The 17,287-nt window shown below is 57.2% G+C and carries 17 protein-coding genes; 11 read left to right on the top strand and 6 right to left on the bottom strand.

Features of this window, described 5'->3' with window-relative positions; translation table 11 throughout:
• Positions 1–62 precede the first annotated feature (62 nt).
• The 6 genes from nosR to ACP86_RS05000 all read left to right on the top strand — a co-directional run bounded on the left by nosR (position 63) and on the right by ACP86_RS05000 (position 7,934).
• Positions 63–2,162, top strand: a complete 2,100-nt coding sequence (gene nosR, locus ACP86_RS05025; protein ID WP_053115459.1) for a transcriptional regulator NosR — start codon at positions 63–65, stop codon at positions 2,160–2,162.
• Positions 2,163–2,226: 64 nt separating this feature from the next.
• Entirely contained in the window at positions 2,227–4,122 is a 1,896-nt protein-coding gene (gene nosZ / locus ACP86_RS05020) for a TAT-dependent nitrous-oxide reductase (protein ID WP_053112950.1), read from the top strand.
• Between the two features lie 227 nt (positions 4,123–4,349).
• Positions 4,350–5,618 carry a nitrous oxide reductase family maturation protein NosD gene (locus ACP86_RS05015; protein ID WP_053115458.1) on the top strand — a complete coding sequence of 423 codons (1,269 nt, stop codon included), beginning with the start codon at positions 4,350–4,352 and terminating at the stop codon, positions 5,616–5,618.
• On the top strand, positions 5,615–6,547 hold the full coding sequence (locus tag ACP86_RS05010) for an ATP-binding cassette domain-containing protein (protein WP_053112949.1): 933 nt from the start codon (positions 5,615–5,617) through the stop codon (positions 6,545–6,547). Before ACP86_RS05015 ends, ACP86_RS05010 begins: the two co-directional genes overlap by 4 nt.
• Positions 6,544–7,374: an ABC transporter permease gene (locus ACP86_RS05005; protein WP_053112948.1), complete on the top strand. Its 831-nt coding sequence runs from the start codon at positions 6,544–6,546 to the stop codon at positions 7,372–7,374. The genes ACP86_RS05010 and ACP86_RS05005 overlap by 4 nt, the downstream gene beginning before the upstream one ends.
• Before the next feature lie 14 nt (positions 7,375–7,388).
• Positions 7,389–7,934 (top strand): nitrous oxide reductase accessory protein NosL, encoded by a 546-nt coding sequence (locus ACP86_RS05000; RefSeq protein WP_053112947.1) that lies wholly within the window; start codon positions 7,389–7,391, stop codon positions 7,932–7,934.
• Between the two features lie 68 nt (positions 7,935–8,002).
• Here the strand turns inward: ACP86_RS05000 and moaA are convergent, their stop codons facing one another.
• From moaA to ACP86_RS23155, 3 genes are all read right to left on the bottom strand, one after another.
• On the bottom strand, positions 8,003–8,995 hold the full coding sequence (gene moaA / locus ACP86_RS04995) for a GTP 3',8-cyclase MoaA (protein WP_008175373.1): 993 nt from the start codon (positions 8,993–8,995) through the stop codon (positions 8,003–8,005).
• A gap of 144 nt (positions 8,996–9,139) precedes the next feature.
• Positions 9,140–9,529: a hypothetical protein gene (locus tag ACP86_RS23160; protein ID WP_039882091.1), complete on the bottom strand. Its 390-nt coding sequence runs from the start codon at positions 9,527–9,529 to the stop codon at positions 9,140–9,142.
• A 32-nt stretch (positions 9,530–9,561) separates the two neighbouring features.
• Complete coding sequence (locus ACP86_RS23155; protein ID WP_039882090.1) at positions 9,562–10,236, bottom strand: hypothetical protein; 675 nt, start codon at positions 10,234–10,236, stop codon at positions 9,562–9,564.
• A gap of 262 nt (positions 10,237–10,498) precedes the next feature.
• Between ACP86_RS23155 and ACP86_RS04980 the strand changes: the two genes are divergently transcribed.
• The 3 genes from ACP86_RS04980 to ACP86_RS04970 are packed head-to-tail and all read left to right on the top strand — an operon-like array spanning position 10,499 to position 11,605.
• On the top strand, positions 10,499–10,723 hold the full coding sequence (locus ACP86_RS04980) for a hypothetical protein (RefSeq protein ID WP_008175371.1): 225 nt from the start codon (positions 10,499–10,501) through the stop codon (positions 10,721–10,723).
• A gap of 23 nt (positions 10,724–10,746) precedes the next feature.
• Complete coding sequence (locus tag ACP86_RS04975; RefSeq protein ID WP_008175367.1) at positions 10,747–11,139, top strand: YbaN family protein; 393 nt, start codon at positions 10,747–10,749, stop codon at positions 11,137–11,139.
• A 28-nt stretch (positions 11,140–11,167) separates the two neighbouring features.
• Positions 11,168–11,605, top strand: a complete 438-nt coding sequence (locus ACP86_RS04970) for an RrF2 family transcriptional regulator (RefSeq protein WP_008175365.1) — start codon at positions 11,168–11,170, stop codon at positions 11,603–11,605.
• A 42-nt stretch (positions 11,606–11,647) separates the two neighbouring features.
• On the opposite strand, the gene ACP86_RS04965 is transcribed toward ACP86_RS04970, so the two are convergent.
• Both ACP86_RS04965 and ACP86_RS04960 read right to left on the bottom strand, forming a co-directional pair.
• On the bottom strand, positions 11,648–12,721 hold the full coding sequence (locus ACP86_RS04965) for a fatty acid desaturase family protein (RefSeq protein WP_008175363.1): 1,074 nt from the start codon (positions 12,719–12,721) through the stop codon (positions 11,648–11,650).
• A gap of 54 nt (positions 12,722–12,775) precedes the next feature.
• Positions 12,776–13,879, bottom strand: a complete 1,104-nt coding sequence (locus ACP86_RS04960; RefSeq protein WP_008175362.1) for a ferredoxin reductase — start codon at positions 13,877–13,879, stop codon at positions 12,776–12,778.
• Positions 13,880–14,075: 196 nt separating this feature from the next.
• On the opposite strand from ACP86_RS04960, the gene ACP86_RS04955 reads away from it, so the two are divergent.
• The gene (locus tag ACP86_RS04955; RefSeq protein ID WP_014578194.1) at positions 14,076–14,702 is read left to right on the top strand and encodes a TetR family transcriptional regulator; all 627 of its coding nucleotides are present in this window, start codon (positions 14,076–14,078) and stop codon (positions 14,700–14,702) included.
• A 12-nt stretch (positions 14,703–14,714) separates the two neighbouring features.
• On the opposite strand, the gene ACP86_RS04950 is transcribed toward ACP86_RS04955, so the two are convergent.
• On the bottom strand, positions 14,715–16,184 hold the full coding sequence (locus ACP86_RS04950; protein WP_008175360.1) for a WS/DGAT/MGAT family O-acyltransferase: 1,470 nt from the start codon (positions 16,182–16,184) through the stop codon (positions 14,715–14,717).
• 216 nt (positions 16,185–16,400) lie between these two features.
• Here ACP86_RS04950 and ACP86_RS04945 point away from each other — a divergent pair, with 216 nt between their 5' ends.
• Complete coding sequence (locus ACP86_RS04945) at positions 16,401–17,285, top strand: bile acid:sodium symporter family protein (protein WP_008175359.1); 885 nt, start codon at positions 16,401–16,403, stop codon at positions 17,283–17,285.
• The last annotated feature ends 2 nt before the right edge of the window (positions 17,286–17,287 follow it).

Here is a 17,287-nt window from a genome sequence, read left to right as displayed (position 1 = left end):
TTTTCAGGGAGTCTTCAGTGTCCGTTTTTTCCCGCTTCGTTTTTCTCTTTTTCGCATTGATCATGGCCATGGCCCTGAATGCAGCGCCTTTGGCCAAGTATGAGCCCGTTGCCGGTCGTCAGGTTATCAAGCAGGCGTTTCCGGATGTCACCCGGGTCATTCCCCGCAAAGGCAATCGAGCGATCCAGGAGCTCTATGCCCGCAAGGAACTGGTGGGCTATGCCTATCAGTCCCTGGATTTTGTCCAGACGCCCGCCTACTCAGGAAAGCCGGTCAATGCCATGGTGGTGCTGGATATCGAAGGCACCATCAAGGCTGCCAAGGTCATCCACCATGACGAACCCATTCTTCTGGTGGGTATACCTGAAAGTAAGATGCACGCCTTTACCAATCAGTACACGGGCCTCAAAGCCGACCAGCGGGTAACCGTGGGCGGAACCTCTTCGGAACGAAAGGTGGCCGTTGACGGATTGTCCGGGGCCACTGTGACCGTGATGGTGATCAATGAAGTGATCATGCGCACTGCCCACCGGGTGGGAGTGGAACTGGGCATGGTTGAAGGCGAGGATGGAACCCGTCCGCCTCTGGCGACCGTCGACAAACAGGCCTTTGAACAGAAAACCTGGCAGGAACTGACCGGTGACGGCTCGGTGCGCCGGTTAATGCTTACCAAGGGCCAGGTGGATGATTCCTTCAAGGGGACGGAAGCCGAAGGCGTTGATACCGCGGGCCCGGAGGAACGCAAAGAGCCGCTGATTGATCTGTATGCCGCTTACCTGGATGCGCCCACCATCGGCCGGAATCTGCTGGGCGAGAGCCAGTACCAGTGGCTGACATCCGAGCTGGAGGAGGGCGAGCATGCCATTGCCGTGATGGCCAACGGTGAATACTCCTTCAAAGGATCGGGTTACGTTCGCGGCGGCATCTTCGACCGTATCCAGATTCGCCAGTTTGGTGACACCTTTAACTTCCGTGACCTGGACTTCTACCGGCTGAGTGATGTCTATGCCGAGGGCATGCCGGAGTTCACCGAGATGGCGATCTTCATCATTCGCCAGCAGTACAACTTCGATCCCGGTACACCCTGGACACTCGAACTCACTGTGAAGCGCCAGACCGGCCCGCTGGACAGCGAATTCCAGGTCTTTCCCCTTGAGTATCAGTTGCCCGAGCAGTATTACACCCGTCCAGAGCCCATGCTGACCGAGGAAGAGTGGCTGGAAAGCCAGCCCATGTGGGTGCAGGTGTGGTATCAGCGGGAGTTCCAGATTGTGGTGCTCGGCATCGGTATCGGCGTGCTGATGTTTATCCTGTTTTTCCAGGATTGGCTGGTGAAAAAGCCGAAGATGATGCGTTGGATTCGTCATGCCTTCCTGACTTATACCCTGTTCTTCATCGGCTGGTACGCCATGGGGCAGCTTTCCATCGTCAACGTGCTTACGTTCGTAAACAGCCTGATCAGTGGCTTCAGCTGGCAGACCTTCCTGATCGATCCCGTGATTTTTATTCTCTGGGCTGTAGTCGCTGGCATCATCCTTCTTTGGGGGCGGGCCGTCTACTGTGGCTGGCTGTGTCCGTTCGGGGCGCTGCAGGAGTTGCTTAACGAGATCGCCCGCAAGTTGAAGGTTCCCCAGTACACCGTGCCGTTTGCCGTCCACGAGCGGCTTTGGGCCATCAAATACATCATCCTGCTGGTGCTGTTCGGTGTGTCCCTGGACTCCATGGCAACCGCCGAGCGCCTGGCCGAGGTGGAGCCGTTCAAGACCGCGATCACGCTCAAGTTTGATCGTAGCTGGCCCTTCGTGACCTACGCCGTCCTGCTGCTGGTGGTCAACCTGTTCACCCGCAAAGTGTTCTGCCGCTATATGTGCCCGCTGGGTGCGGCTTTGGCACTGCCGACCAAACTGCGAGTGTTCGACTGGCTCAAACGGCGCAAGGAGTGTGGCAATCCCTGCCGGTTGTGTGATCACGAGTGTGAAGTCCAGGCGATCCACCCGGACGGCCACATCAACTACATGGAATGCCATTACTGCCTCGATTGCCAGATGACCTATTTCGATGACCACAAGTGTCCGCCGCTGATCGTCAAGCGACGCGGCAAGCGCCGGGGTCATAACGCACCGGGCCACCCGGAGGAAATACCCGTGGTTCAGGTGTCTTGAGTAGTCCGATAAAAAGAAAGCATGAGAAGTAAAACCGCCATTACCAATAACGGAGTTGGATGTTATGAAAAAAAGAGATGATCTGACCAAAGACCTGCCGGAGCTTCCGGAAAGCGGCCAGAGCCGCCGTCGGTTTATGGGGGCTGCTGCGCTTGCGGGAGTCGCCGGTGCAGCCGGCCTGGGTACTGCCGTGATGTCGCGGGAGTCCTTTGCGGCTGCCGCCGAGGAGGCCCGTAACAAGTTCGTGGTGCATCCCGGCGAGCTCGACGAATACTACGGGTTCTGGAGTGGTGGTCACTCCGGTGAAGTACGGGTTCTGGGTGTACCGTCCATGAGGGAACTGATGCGCATCCCCGTGTTCAATGTGGATTCTGCCACCGGTTGGGGGATCAGCAATGAAAGCAAGGACGTGCTGGGCCATGACAATACCCACCTGAACGGCGATTCCCATCACCCCCACATTTCCATGACGGATGGTCGTTATGACGGCAAATACCTGTTCATTAACGACAAGGCCAACACTCGTGTAGCCCGGATCCGCCTGGACATCATGAAGTGCGACAAGATCACCACCATTCCGAATGTTCAGGCCATTCACGGCCTGCGTCTTCAGAAGGTTCCCAAGACCAAGTACGTGTTCTGTAACGCCGAGTATGTCATCCCCCATCCGAACGATGGCAGCGACACCAGCCTTGAAAGCAGCTTCACCATGTTCAACGCGGTGGACGCGGAAACCATGGAAGTGGCCTTCCAGGTGATTGTGGATGGCAACCTGGACAACACCGATGCCGACTACACCGGCAAATACGCCTGTGCCACCTGCTACAACTCGGAGAAGGCACTGGATCTGGCCGGCACCATGCGCAACGATCGGGATTGGGCCGTCGTGTTCAACATCGAGCGCATCGAGAAGGCAGTCCGGGACGGTAACTACAAGACCTTGGGCGACTCCAAGGTGCCTGTGGTAGACGGTCGTGCAGGCTCGGACCTGACCCGCTACATCCCGGTTCCCAAGAACCCGCATGGCCTGAATACCTCCCCGGACGGCAAGTACTTTATTGCCAATGGCAAGTTGTCGCCAACGGTCACCATTATTTCGATCGAGAAGCTGGATGACCTGTTCGACGGAGCGATTGAGCCCCGTGATACCGTGGTGGGTGAGCCAGAGCTGGGTCTTGGGCCCCTGCACACCACATACGACGGTCGGGGTAACGCCTACACCACTCTGTTTATCGACAGCCAGGTGTGCAAGTGGAACATTGCCGATGCCATCAGGCACTACAACGGCGAGGACGTGAACTACATCCGCCAGAAGCTGGATGTGCATTATCAGCCGGGCCACAACCACGCGTCTCTGACCGAATCCCGGGATGCCGATGGCAAGTGGCTGGTGGTGCTGTCGAAGTTCTCCAAGGACCGGTTCCTGCCGGTTGGACCTTTGCATGCGGAGAACGACCAGCTGATCGATATCTCCGGTGAGGAAATGAAGCTGGTTCATGATGGCCCGACCTTCGCCGAGCCTCACGATTGCATTCTGGTGCGTCGTGATCAGATCAAGACCAAGAAGATCTACGACCGTGACGATCCGTTCTTTGCCTCTGCCGTTGAGCAGGCCAAGAAAGATGGCGTGACTCTGGAAGCCGACAACAAGGTTATCCGCGATGGCAACAAGGTTCGTGTTTACATGACCTCAATTGCGCCGCAGTACGGGATGACGGAGTTCAAGGTGAAGCAGGGTGATGAGGTGACGGTGTACGTGACCAACCTGGACACCATTGAGGATGTGACCCACGGTTTCTGTATGGTGAACCATGGTGTCAGCATGGAGGTCAGTCCGCAGCAGACCTCTTCTGTGACCTTCAAGGCAGATCGTCCCGGGGTGCACTGGTACTACTGCAACTGGTTCTGTCATGCGCTGCATATGGAGATGCGGGGTCGCATGATTGTAGAGAAAGCCTGATCCACTGAGGTTCTTGCCGGGGTTCATTAATGGGCCCTGGCAAGGCCGCAGGCTTGGGTGTGGCAAACCGATGGTAAAGGGCTTTCCGAAACACGCCCGCGAGTACGTCCCTGTAGGGCTCGAATCGGGCCATCCATGGCCCTCAACGGTTTCGGAAAGCCCTTTACCATCGATTTGCACCAAACTCGGTGCAGTCCTCCTTCATCCTGACTTTTGAGAAAACATTGATGTATCGAATCATGCGTTATGGAGTGGCCCTGACCGTCGCTCTGTTATCGCTGACCGCGCAAGCGGAGCTGCAAGAACAGCTTGATGCCCTGGAACCGGGCGCGAGCTTTGAGCTTCCCCCTGAGCAGATTTCGTCTCTGGCAATCCGGGTGCCCGGGGTGTCTGTGTCTTGCCATGCCGAGACGGTGATTGACCCGGGCGGTCAGGGCAATGCGGTGGATATCATCGCCGAGGGGGTGACGTTTTCCGGCTGTACCGTTCGTAACTGGGGCAGCAATCTGAATGAGCTGGATGCTGGGGTTTTTGTGGCCCGGGAGGCCAGGGGCGCCGTGGTTAAGAACAACCGTTTGCAGGGGCCGGCGTTCGGGGTGTGGCTGGACGCAACGCCGGATGCGACGGTCCGCGATAATAGGATTCGCGGTGATGACAGTCTGCGTCCGAATGACCGGGGCAATGGGATTCATCTGTTCAATACCACCGGCGCGCTGATTGAGGGCAATGACATCCGTCGGACGCGGGATGCGATTTATATCGAGACGGCGAATAACAATACGATCCGGGGCAATGAGATGGCGGATCTGCGTTATGGCATTCATTACATGTACTCGATGAATAATCTGCTGGAGAACAATGTCACCCGTAACACGCGAACCGGTTATGCGCTGATGCAGAGCAAGCGTCTGACGGTGATTAACAACCGGTCGGTGAATGATGAGAACTACGGGATTCTGATGAATTTCATTACCCAGTCGGAGCTGCGGGGCAATGTGGTGACGGGTGTGTCCCAGGGGCAGACCGCCGGTGTTGCCATTGAGGGGGCTGAAGGCAAGGCGGTGTTTATCTACAACTCGCTGTACAACACCTTTGAAGGCAATGTCTTTGCCGACAGTAATATCGGCATTCATCTGACCGCGGGCTCGGAAGACAACGAGGTTTTTGACAACGCGTTCGTGAATAATCAGCGCCAGGTCAAGTATGTCGCCACCCGCACCCAGGAGTGGTCAAAAGGGAAGAAGGGCAATTACTGGAGTGATTATCTGGGCTGGGACCGGAATCAGGACGGCGTTGGCGATGTGCCCTATGAGCCCAATGACAACGTGGACCGGCTACTTTGGAAATACCCGGAAGCGAAGGTTCTGATGTTCAGCCCGGCGGTGGATACTCTGCGCTGGGTGCAGGATGCGTTTCCGGTGGTCAAGTCCGCCGGTGTGACCGATTCCCATCCCCTGATGCGGATGCCCGCAGAGCTTCAACCGGAGAACCGATGAGCTGTTTTCACCTTGATAATGTGAGTTACCGGTACGATAAGAGCCCGGTCCTTACGGGGATCGACCTGACTCTGGAGCCGGGGGAAATTCTTGGGTTGTTCGGCCATAACGGGGCCGGTAAGACAACCTGTATCAAGCTGATCCTGGGGCTTATGACCCCTAACCAGGGATCGGTTTCCGTGCTTGGTGGTCACGCCGGTGATCCGCAGGTAACCCAGCATATCGGTTACCTGCCGGAGAATGTGATGTTCTATCCGCAGCTGACCGGTCGGGAGATTCTGAACCATTTCGCACGGCTGAAGGGCGCCTCCCTGCAACAGGTGCCTCAACTGCTGGAACAGGTTGGCCTTGGCGATGCCATGGATGCTCGTACGAAGACATACTCGAAAGGCATGCGTCAGCGTCTTGGTCTGGCGCAGGCGCTGTTGGGCAAGCCGAAGCTGCTGATGCTGGACGAGCCTACCGTTGGTCTGGATCCGGTCGCCACGGCAGATCTGTACCGGCTGCTCCGGGAACTGTGTGAGGGAGGCACCGGCATTGTGCTGTGTTCCCATGTCCTGCCCGGTGTCGAACCTTATATTGACCGTGCAGCCATTCTCACCGATGGCGCACTGAAGGCTGCCGGCGATCTGGCGGCATTAAGGCGACAGGCCAATATGCCGGTAACCCTGTCTCTGGATCCCGCCAACAGTATCTCGGCGCTGGAACATGTGATCGACAGCGCTTCGAGCAGCAGTGGCCTGATCATCAAGTCCGATAGCGGGCGCCTGCGGGTGGATGTGCAGCCAAGGGATAAAATGGCCTTGCTGCATGCAGTGATGGCGTCGGGTGAAGTGGCAGATATCAGCATTCATCAACCCAGCCTGGAAGACATCTACGTGCACTTTATCGGTTCGGGTGGCCTGGCCCACCGGGGAGGCAGCCAATGAACAGTATCTGGACCATTGCCCGCAAGGAACTCAGTGACAGCCTGCGCAACCGCTGGCTGATGGCCATTTCCCTGGTTTTCGCCACCCTGGCTTTGGGCATCGCCTGGTTTGGCGCCGCCGCCTCAGGGCAGGTGGGATATGCCTCCACGCCGGCCACCATTGCCAGCCTTGCGAGCCTTGGAATCTTCCTGATCCCGTTGATTGCACTGTTGCTGGCCTACGATGCCATCGTCGGGGAAGAAGAGGGTGGAACCCTGCTGTTACTGTTGACCTACCCTCTCAGCCGCAGCCAGTTGCTGCTCGGCAAGTTCCTGGGCCATGGCCTGACCCTGGCTTTCGCCACTGTGATTGGCTTCGGCGTCGCCGGCGTGGCCATTGCGGTGCTGGTGGAAAACGTTGCCATTGCCAGTCTCGCAGCAGCCATGCTGCGGTTTATTGGCTCCACCGTGCTTCTGGGGTGGGGCTTCATTGCCCTTGCCTACGTGATCAGTGTCCGGGTCAGCGAAAAGCCCATCGCCGCCGGCCTGGCCCTGGCGATCTGGTTCTTCTTCGTGCTGATCTTCGATCTGATGCTGCTGGGTACCCTCGTGGCGAGTGAAGGCCAGTTCAGCGCGGAACTGTTGCCCTGGCTGTTGATGCTCAATCCCACGGATATCTACCGCCTGCTCAATATCGTTGCCTTCGGCGACAGCGCCCAGCTCAGTGGCGTCCTCAGCCTCGGTGCCGATCTGCCCATCGGCGCCGCTGGCCTCTGGATTGGTCTGGTGCTGTGGTTCGCTATCCCGCTGGCGGGTGCCTTGTTACTTTTCCGAAACCGTCGTATCTGAACGGAGTTATCCCGATGAACAGAAGTAAACTCAACTGGCTCCTCGCCGCTCTGGCAGCCATAACCCTCACCGCCTGTTCGGGCAATGAGGAGCAGACCATGGCCAAACCCGAACCGGTGCATTTCGAAAGCGGCGATGAATGCCACGTCTGCGGCATGGTGATCTCCAATTTCCCGGGCCCCAAGGGTGAGGCCATAACCGAGAAAGAGCAGCACGTCCGTAAGTTCTGCTCCACCAAGGACATGTTCGCCTGGATGCTCCAGCCGGAGAATGAAAACCGTGATCACACCCTCTACGTCCACGACATGACCCAGACCGAGTGGGAGCATCCGGACGACACCGCCCTGATCGACGCCCGGGACGCTTTCTTCGTGGTTGGCTCTGACCGCTCGGGCGCCATGGGGCCGACGCTTGCCTCCTTTGCGACCGAGGAAGCCGCCCACGGGTTCATGATGGAACATGGCGGTGAGGTTCTGAAATACAGTTCGATCACCATGGAGCATCTGAATACCGGCATGGCGAAGCATGGTATGGATGGTATGGACGGAATGGACCACTAGAAATGAAAAAGGGTCAGATGAAAGCTTTCATCTGACCCTTTTGTTGTGCTGGTTGCTGTGCCGGCCGCTTAGCCGCCGGTCATGTTCATGAACCGGAGGATCTGCACATCCCCGTTGCTGGAGAAGTGATGCCGCTCCGGCTTCAGATCCATGGCATTGATAATGGTTTCCCGCAACTTGTCATCAGTCACCGGATTGCCCCGTAGCACCCTGCGCAGATCCACCGAGTGCTCGTTACCCAGGCACAGCAGCAGCCGACCTTCGACGGTCACCCGCACCCGATTACAGGTAGAACAGAAGTTGTGGGAATGGGGAGAAATGAAACCGACCCGGGTCTCGCTGTCTTCCATGCGGTAATAACGGGCGGGACCGCCGGAATCCTCGGTAGCGGGCACCAGCTCGTGATGCTTGCGGATGATGTCCCGAACTTCTTCGCTGGTGCAAAGCGCCAGGCCCCGATCGTGTTCGGAAATCTCACCCAACGGCATCTCTTCGATAAAGCTGATATCCACCTTTTTCTTGCGGGCGAACTCGATCAGCTCCGGGATCTCCTCGTCGTTGCGGCCCTTCATCACCACTGTATTGATCTTGATGCCCCGGAAGCCAGCTTCCCGGGCAGCATCAATACCGTCCAGCACATGTGACAGTTTGCCGGTGCGGGTGATGTTGCGGAATTTGTCGGCGTCCAGGGAATCCAGGCTGATGTTCAGGCGATGCATCCCCGCCTTGCGCAGAGGCTCGGCCATGGTGGTGAGCTGGCTTCCATTGGTGGTCATGGCAAAGTCGCGCAGACCGTAAGTGCCAATCTCCTTTACCAGCTCCAGGATATCCTTGCGTATCAGCGGCTCGCCGCCGGTCAGACGAATTTTTTCGGTACCCAGGTCAACGAAGTTGCGGGCAACGCGGGCGATTTCTTCCAGGGTGAGAACCTGCTGGCGGGGCAGGAAAGTCATGTCCTCGGCCATACAGTACACGCAGCGGAAATCGCACCGGTCAGTGACGGACAGACGCACGTAGTTGACGGTGCGACCAAAACGGTCTGTCAGCTTGTTCTGGGGCATCGGGTTGGTCCTGTTGCCGATTGTTTTTTAACCTGAGTATAGACCAAGTATTGCAGATCGGATCACCAATTCCGATACCCCTCGGGAGGTAAGCCTGCTGTCAGGTAATTCAGAGTGGGCCGTCCCTGGCCCGGGCTCTTTTTTTCAGGCGCTGAGCTCGCTGGTTGCGCCGCTTTCATCGGTTTCGAGGGCAACCGGCTCCAGATCCGGGAAGAAAACGCCCTTCACGATTTGCCAGGTGACGGCGAGGGCGCCGACGATGAAGACCACGTCGCCAATGGTTCTCACCCAGCGCAGGGTTTGCAGGATATCGCTCTGCATGAAGGCTTCGCTGCGTGCGTACCACAGGCCCTCGCTGGCGCTGGCAATGAACTGGATGATGCCGACGGGCAACAGGCTGGTGAACAGCATCAGCACCAGCCAGAACACGATGCCGAGGAACTTGCCAATCTGCCAGAGGCGGCCAAGGTCTACATACTCGTAACCCTGGTGGCCCAGCATGACCTGGAAGGTGAACAGGCCAACCACCAGCAAAAGGTATTTGCCCAGTGCTTTTTGCGAAGGCGTCAGCCCAACCTCGCTGAGCGGGTCCTTGAGTGGGGCCTGTGGTTCTTCATCTTCTTTGCGAAGGAAGGCCCAGGCCCAGACCAGGCAGTCCAGAAGAAAAACTCGGTCATCCGCTCGCGCCGCTCGGCGCTGGGCAGGGTGTTTTCCTTCATGGCGTAGTTTTCGCGGGTTGACTGCAGTTCCGGAGCGTCGCTGAACAGTCGGCTGTAGTAGTCGGCTGTTCTGGCAATAGCTTCGCTCCTGCGCTCGGAAAGGTGCAGAGTGCTGGTAGCGGCGTCGTAGGTATTGGTGCGGTACTCGGTTTTCAGGTCGTACTGCAGGGCGTTCTGCTGCTGCCCGCTGAGGCTGTGCCATTCCTGCCCGTACTCTTCCTGGGCTGCGATTTCCAGCCAGGTTTCCAGTTCACGGTGCAGCCAGTCGGCGGTCCAGTCCGGTGCCTGGTAGGCACCGTGGCCCCAGATCGAGCCAAGCTGCATGCCTCCGACGGACTGCCAGGCAGTTTGTCCATCAAGAATGCTTTCCTCGGTCATCAGGGTGTCGCCGTCGGCGGACACAACGCGATCCGGGATGGGCGGTGCTTCGCGGTACACCTCGGCACCGAAATACCCCAGGAGCGTGAAGGTTACTGCCAGGATTCCGATCAGCAAAAACCAGAGGCGGCGGTACTTAGCCATGGTGCGCTCCTCCCAGTCGGGTCGGGTAGGCGTCTTTCTGTTTCATAACACTGTCTCCTCATTAAACATTTATTTAAGATAAATCTTTATGCAGGAATTTTGATTTGATGCATTTAAGGTGTCAAATTTATTTTGTGGGTATATCGGAAGTCGTAGATGGGCAAGGGAAGGTTTTTAGGTGGGTGACTTTCTACGGTTTGATTTTTTTCTGGTGCCGGCTTAGCATTAAGATGTATTTATAGTAAATGTTATAGGTGGATTCATGAGTGAATACGAAAAGTGGCTTTTCACAGCAAACAGCACCCTGGGACTGTCAGTGTTGGGTTTGATGGTTACAATTCTGCTTGCATACCCGTTGGCGGGCGCGCTTGCACTGTCTGTGCAAATTGCTGCCCATATCGGAACCCTGGTTTTTGCGGTCGGTATCAAGGTGGCCTATGTGGCGCGTCTGGTTTTTCTCAGCCGTTTGGGCAGACCTGTCCATTGAATCCCGGTAGAATAGATGCAGTTATGAACCTTGGTGAGAACCCCGTGATGGGCGATCGTTTTGGGAAAACCGGATTTCGTATTCTTGCGTATATCTCGATTACGCTGGCTGCTGCAGGAGTGGTTCTGCCGTTGTTGCCCACAACACCCTTCGTTCTGCTGGCCGCATTTTTTGCCAGCAAGGGGTCTCCGGCTTTTGCTCAGTGGCTTGAAGACCATCCCAGGTTTGGTCCTGCCATTGATCAGTGGCGTACACGCAGGGCAGTGCCGGCACGGGCGAAGGTGCTGGCGTGCAGCATGATGGCCCTGAGTTGGGGGATGCTGTTTGCGTTGGGAGCGTCAGCGATGGTGTTGGGCATTTCTGGCGTATTTTTGTGCGGCACCGCCTGTTATCTGGTAACCCGACCTTCTTATTGAACGATTGCACACACGACTGGAGTATTGAATGCACATCACCCGTTACACGGATTACTCACTTCGCGTACTGATCTATCTGGCAGTGCAGGGTGATCGTCTGGCGACCATTCAGGAAATCGCCGATAGCTATGATATCTCCAAAAACCACCTTATGAAGGTGGTGCATCAGCTGAACAAAAAGGGCTACATCGAAACCATCCGGGGTAAGAAGGGCGGGATGCGTCTGCATCGTGCGCCGTCGGATATTAACGTCGGTATCCTGGTACGGGAAACCGAGCAGGACCTGAGCATCGTGGAGTGCTTTTCCTCCAAGAACGCCTGCAAGATAACCCCCGTGTGTGGCCTGAAATCGATGTTCGGTGAGGCGTTGAAGGCCTTCCTGGAAGTGCTGGATAAGTACACCCTGGCCGATGTTATCCAGGATCAGCACAGGCCCCAGCTCTTGAGATTACTTCAGATAGCCTGACGCGGCCAGGCGCGCCCTTGGCGCCTGGCCGCTCCAGCCCTGTCAGGCCGCTCTGGCCATTCCCATCAACTTCTCCGGCAGTGAATGTCGGAGTATGCGTTTGACTACCGTGCCGTACTGCTTGGCAAAACTGCCGGTGTTGTAGTGAATGCCGTGCTTTCGACACACCGCCTGTACCTTCCCGGAAATCTCCGGATACCGGTGGGCGGGCAGGTCCGGGAACACGTGGTGTTCCACCTGGTAGCTAAGATGGCCGCTCAGAATATGAAGCCAGCGGCCCCCGGTGAAGTTTGAGGACCCCGTGAGCTGGCGCAAATACCAGTGGCCCTTGCTCTCGCCCTCGCATTCCTCCTCTGTGAAGGTTTCCGCATCCTGGGTAAAGTGGCCACAAAAAATCACCGTGGATGACCAGAGATTACGGATCAGGTTGGCGCCCACATTCCCCGCCAGAACAATCGGAGCCACCGGAAAGGTAAGCAGCGGGAAGAAAACGTAGTCCTTGAAGGCCTGGCGGCCACCCTTGCGGGCGAATTGCTTCAGGAACGGCAGTTTTTCCCGCCAGCTTATTTCCCGGCTTCGCAGCTTCTCGGTTTCAAGTTCGTGCAGGCCCACGCCCCATTGGAAGAACACGCTCAGCAGAATGTAATTGATGAACTGCAGCGTGTGCCAGGGTTTCCAGGGCTCGTCATCGGTCAGTCGTAAGACGGCGTAGCCGTAGTCACGGTCCTTGCCGATGATGTTGGTGTAGGTGTGATGTTCATAGTTATGGGTACGGCGCCAGGAGTCACCTGTGCAGACCGTATCCCACTCGTAGGTCTGGGAATTCAGGCTCGGGTCGTTCATCCAGTCATACTGGCCGTGCATGACATTGTGACCGATCTCCATATTTTCCAGGATCTTGGCAATGCCGAGGGTTGCCGTGGCAGCAACGAACACCGGCGGAAGGAAGCCGAATGGCATCATGATCCGGCCACCGGCCTCAAGACTCCGGTGCAGCCGGATCATTCTCCGGATGTAACGTGCGTCCCGTTCTCCGAGGTCCGCCAGAACCTCCTCCCGGATCGCGTTCAGATCGGTTTCAAGTTCTGCGAGTTGCGCTTCGGTCATCTTTTTCATGGTCATACTCCCTGCGGTGCGCTCAGGCCCCGCAATAAAATCGGATGTGGGTTCTTAAAGGTCGAGTGAGACCGGGCCGCGGGGAACGGAGATACAAAGTTGGACAGTCTCCTCGCCGGGGCCGGAAGTTTGGCCGGTCAGACGGTTGATGACGGTACCCGTGGTTTTCCGGCAACTGCACTGGTGGCAGATGCCCATGCGGCATCCGTGGCGCGGTGTCAGTCCGGCGGCCTCGGCGATTTCCAGCAGGGTGGCATCGCCCTCGGAACCGACCATCATCTGGCTGCTCTCAAACTGAACCTCACCACCGAGTGTTTCGTTTCCAAGGTTGGCACTTGGCACTGAAAAGAACGTGCTGTGGATATCCGCGTCAGCAAAGCCTCTCTCGGAGAGGAGGCCTTGGGCCAGATCCATCAGGCCTTTGGGGCCGCAGAGATAGACCTGCCGAGCCTTGATGCCTGGCACTGTGTCCAGATCCTGGCCACGCAGGTAGCGGGGTTCCCTGGACTCGTTGGTGGCGATGATATTAAGCGTGAGGGCGCTATAGCGTGCCTTCAGGGCCAACAGTTTCTCCCGGGCAATAACGTCATCACGGGTTCTGACGAAATACAGCAGAGTCACCGGTGCCCGGTAATCCTGGGCCGCCATGGTCTCAAGCTGGCTCAACACTGGCGTGATGCCGCTGCCACCGGCAATAAACAGCACCGGTTGGGCCGGTTCTGGTATCAGAAAATCACCAAAGGCTTCGCCCAGACCGATTACCGCCCCAGTTTGCAGGTGATCGTGAAGCCAGTTGGTCACCAGACCGCCGGGAAGGCGTTTGATGGTCAGGGTGACCAATCCCTGTTCCCGCCAGAGCAGGGGTGAACTCGAGAGGCTGAATGTGCGGTTGCGGCGGACTCCATCAACTTCAACACAGATGTGCACATGTTGGCCGGCACTGAAGCCGGACCAGCGTCGGGCTGGTTTCAGAACCAGGGTTTTGGTGTCATGGGTTTCAGAGAGAACCTGCTCCACTCGAGCCGGTGTGTACTCTTGTACCCACATTGGATTGATGTGCTCGAGCAGAGGATCGAAAAATGCCTCTGGATCGTTCCGGTTGAACAGCTGCCTGCCGAGCCATTGCAGTGCTTTGTGCTGGGTGTTTCTCACTAACATGCTGACTGCCTCCCTGAGGCTTTCGGTTATTCATGTGTACAAGTGTTCACTAATGTGTACGACTGTACACACGGAGAATTAAAGTGACAACGGATCAGCTGGTAATGGCTCGAAATGACAAGCATTCTGTACTTTTATTTTTTCGGATGTGTACACTTGTGAACCATTCGTTGACGGCAGGCGGTACGGACAAAAGATGGCGGAAAAACAACGCAGAAAGCCCGGTGAAACCCGCGAGAAACTGATGACCGCGGCATTGACCCTGGTCGGCAAGGGGCGGCATTTCGCCAGCTTGGGTATCCGGGAAGTGACCCGTCAGGCGGGCGTGGTACCAACCTCGTTTTACCGGCATTTCCGCAATATGGACGATCTGGGGCTTCAGTTGGTGGATGAGCTGGGACTGGTGTTGCGCAGGATGATGCGAGAAGCCCGCGCGAATGTGTTGCAGGCGGACAAACTGATTGAAGAATCGGTGGCCATCTTTATCAGCCACGCGCAGGCCAACCGGAGTTTCTTTCTGTTCATGGCCCAGGGGCTGGCCGGTGAGAGCAGGGCAGTGCAGGAAGGTATCCGGAGCGAGATGCGTTTCTTTGCCAGTGAGCTTGCGAATGATCTGCGCAGGTTGAGGCTGGTAGACCATCTGACCGATCAGGATCTGGACATGACCTGTGACCTGGTGGTTCGCAGTGTCGCCTTCAGCCTGACTGATCTGCTCGGCGTATCCGCCGACGACGACTACCAGATCGAGCAGATCAGGAAGCGGACCACCCGCTTCCTGCAACTGATTTTCGTGGGCGCCGCTCACTGGCAAAGCGCGGGCTGATTGTCCGTTGTATCAGTCCGCTTTACTCTTTTTCGTTGGCTGTTTGCGTGGCGCACTGGGCTTGGCCACAGCTTTCGGTTTGGCCTTTGGCGGAAGAATCAGGCTTTCCAGTTCGTCCAGTGCTTCACCCGTGTAAACCGCAAGTCTCTGCATGCTTGGCAGGGTATCCCTGCAGCCCGTATAGCCGAAGTTCAGTGAACCGTCATAGCTCAGGCAGGTGATGTTCAAAGCGCCACCGTGAGTAATCAGCGAGACAGGGTACATGGCTTCCAGTTTCGCGCCCTCGTAGTAAAGCGTTCTCTGGGGCCCCGGCACATTGGAGATCGTAACGTTAAATACCGGCCGCATGCGACCGCCAAGGCCGGACATCAGCTGCAGTATATAAGGCGACATCAGGAGCATGGTGTACTGGGTGAGCGCGCTTTTGGGCAGCTTCTGCAAATGCTCTTTGGCCCTTCGCGTTGACGCCTTGATGTTTTGCAGGCGGGTCAGCGGATCGGCTTCGTCGGTCGCAAGCGAAGAGATCATGAAACTGATCTGGGTGCCTGTCCCTTCGTCATCGGACGGCCGGATGTTGACCGGTATGCCGGCGGTGAGGGGAGCGTCCGGCAGTTCATTCTGTTCCAGCAGAAAACGCCTGAGGGCAGTTCCGCACAGGTACAGAACGATATCGTTGAGGGAAGCGCCGGAAACGTGGGCAAGTTCCTTGATCCTGTCGAGCTGATAATGCTGGGTGGCAAACCGGCGCTGGCCGGTGACCCGATGATTGATCTTGGAGACGGGCCCGGTGAACGGCGCCGTCAGACCGTCCTCGGGGTGGCGGACCGAATGCACCAGCCGGTTGCCCGCCTGCAGCAGACGCGGTGCCATATCTGCCTGCAGTTTCAGGGCATCCATGGCCTGTGAAACCGCACCGGGCACGCTGGCCTCGGAATCGGATTTGCTGCCGCGACGGCGCTCCGGCCGAACCGACCAGGGTGGCGGCATGTCCCGTTTGTCGGGATCGGTTGTCAGTACCCGTTGCATCAGGCGTACACCACTGATGCCATCAATCATGGAATGATGCATCTTGGTGTAGAGCGCAAAACGGTTGTTCTCGAGGCCCTCGATAACGTGGCATTCCCAGAGTGGGCGGGCAAAATCCAGGGGGTTGGAGTGCAGGCGCGATACCAGTATGCCCAGTTCCCGTTCACCGCCGGGGCGCGGGAGTGCCGAGTGACGCACGTGGTAATCCAGATCGATTTTCTTGTCGACTTTCCAGCCCGGCGCCAGTACCCGACCCAACAGCCCGGACCAGGCAAGCTTTAAACCCCAGGGGGGCGCGACATCGCCGGTTTCCTTCATGCGGGTCACCATGTCCCGGAGGAAGGTTTCAGGGGCGCCCTCCGGTAGCGAAAAGATCTGCAGGTTGCCCACATGCATGGGGGTGTCTTCAGATTCTACGGCCAGCCAAGAGGCATCCAGCGTTCCCAGGCGTTTCATTCCTTGTGCGTCTCCACCAGTATCCACGTATTTTAGTTATCTGCTGCAAGTATACTTGCAACTGCTTCGTGACACGATGTTTCAGGTCATAAAGTTCCCCGGTTTTGCAGTGCTTTATCGCCTCAAACGTTTGCCGTTTTAGTCTCCCGAAAGAGGCGAGTGTGTGCTACTTTTCATCGGTTGGTTGCAGTAAAAACAAAAACATCCGGAGGCGTTGTGGAATCCAGCCCGCTTATCTCGGCAGGTCTGCCGATTGCTCTGTTCATCATAATGATCGGTATCGGCATGACCCTGACGATACGAGACTTCCGCCAGGTGGCGGTGTATCCGAAAGGGATGATCGTCGGCACCATTGCCCAGATTCTCGTCATGCCCCTCATCGCCTTCATGCTGGCCACGTTGCTGGCGGTTCCGCCGGCCATAGCGGTCGGACTGGTGATCATCGCTGCCTGCCCTGGAGGCACCACCTCGAATCTGTTTGTGCTGCTCTCGCGGGGGAACATTGCCCTCTCCATAGTACTGACCGTCAGCGCCAGCCTGATCACCATTCTTACCCTGCCGCTGTTTACCAATATTGCCCTTCAGTACTACATGGGAACCGAGGAAGACATTGTGCTGCCGGTCTGGAAAACCGTGGGCATGCTGATTGGCATCGTGCTCTTCCCGGTCGCCATCGGGATGGTGGTTCGTACCCGCAAGCCGGAGGTTGCCCGCAAGGCAGAAAGCATTGTGAGTATCTTCGGCGGTATCGTGCTGGCGGTGCTGATCGTGGCGCTGGTGTACGGTGTTCGCGACCAGATCTGGGAGCTCCTGAAGCAGGCGGGGCCGGCAACCATCCTGTTGAATCTGGCCGGTATTGGTCTCGGCCTGGCGGCCGGCCGGATGGCGGGTCTGACCCAGCGGGAATCCCTGGCAGTGGCGGTGGAGCTGGGTGTAAAGAACGGCACCATTGCCCTCATGGTCACTCTGACTCTGCTGGAATCCAGCGCCATGTCGATCCCGGCTGCGGTCTACGGGGTGCTGATGTTCCCCATCGGCTTTGTTCTCGCCATGTATGGTCGAAGCATCATTCCCATTTCGACGGTACAGAGCAAAAACTGACT

This window comes from Marinobacter sp. CP1 (assembly GCF_001266795.1).
Classification (GTDB): Bacteria; Pseudomonadota; Gammaproteobacteria; order Pseudomonadales; family Oleiphilaceae; genus Marinobacter; species Marinobacter flavimaris.
This window is presented reverse-complemented; position numbering and strand designations above follow the sequence as displayed.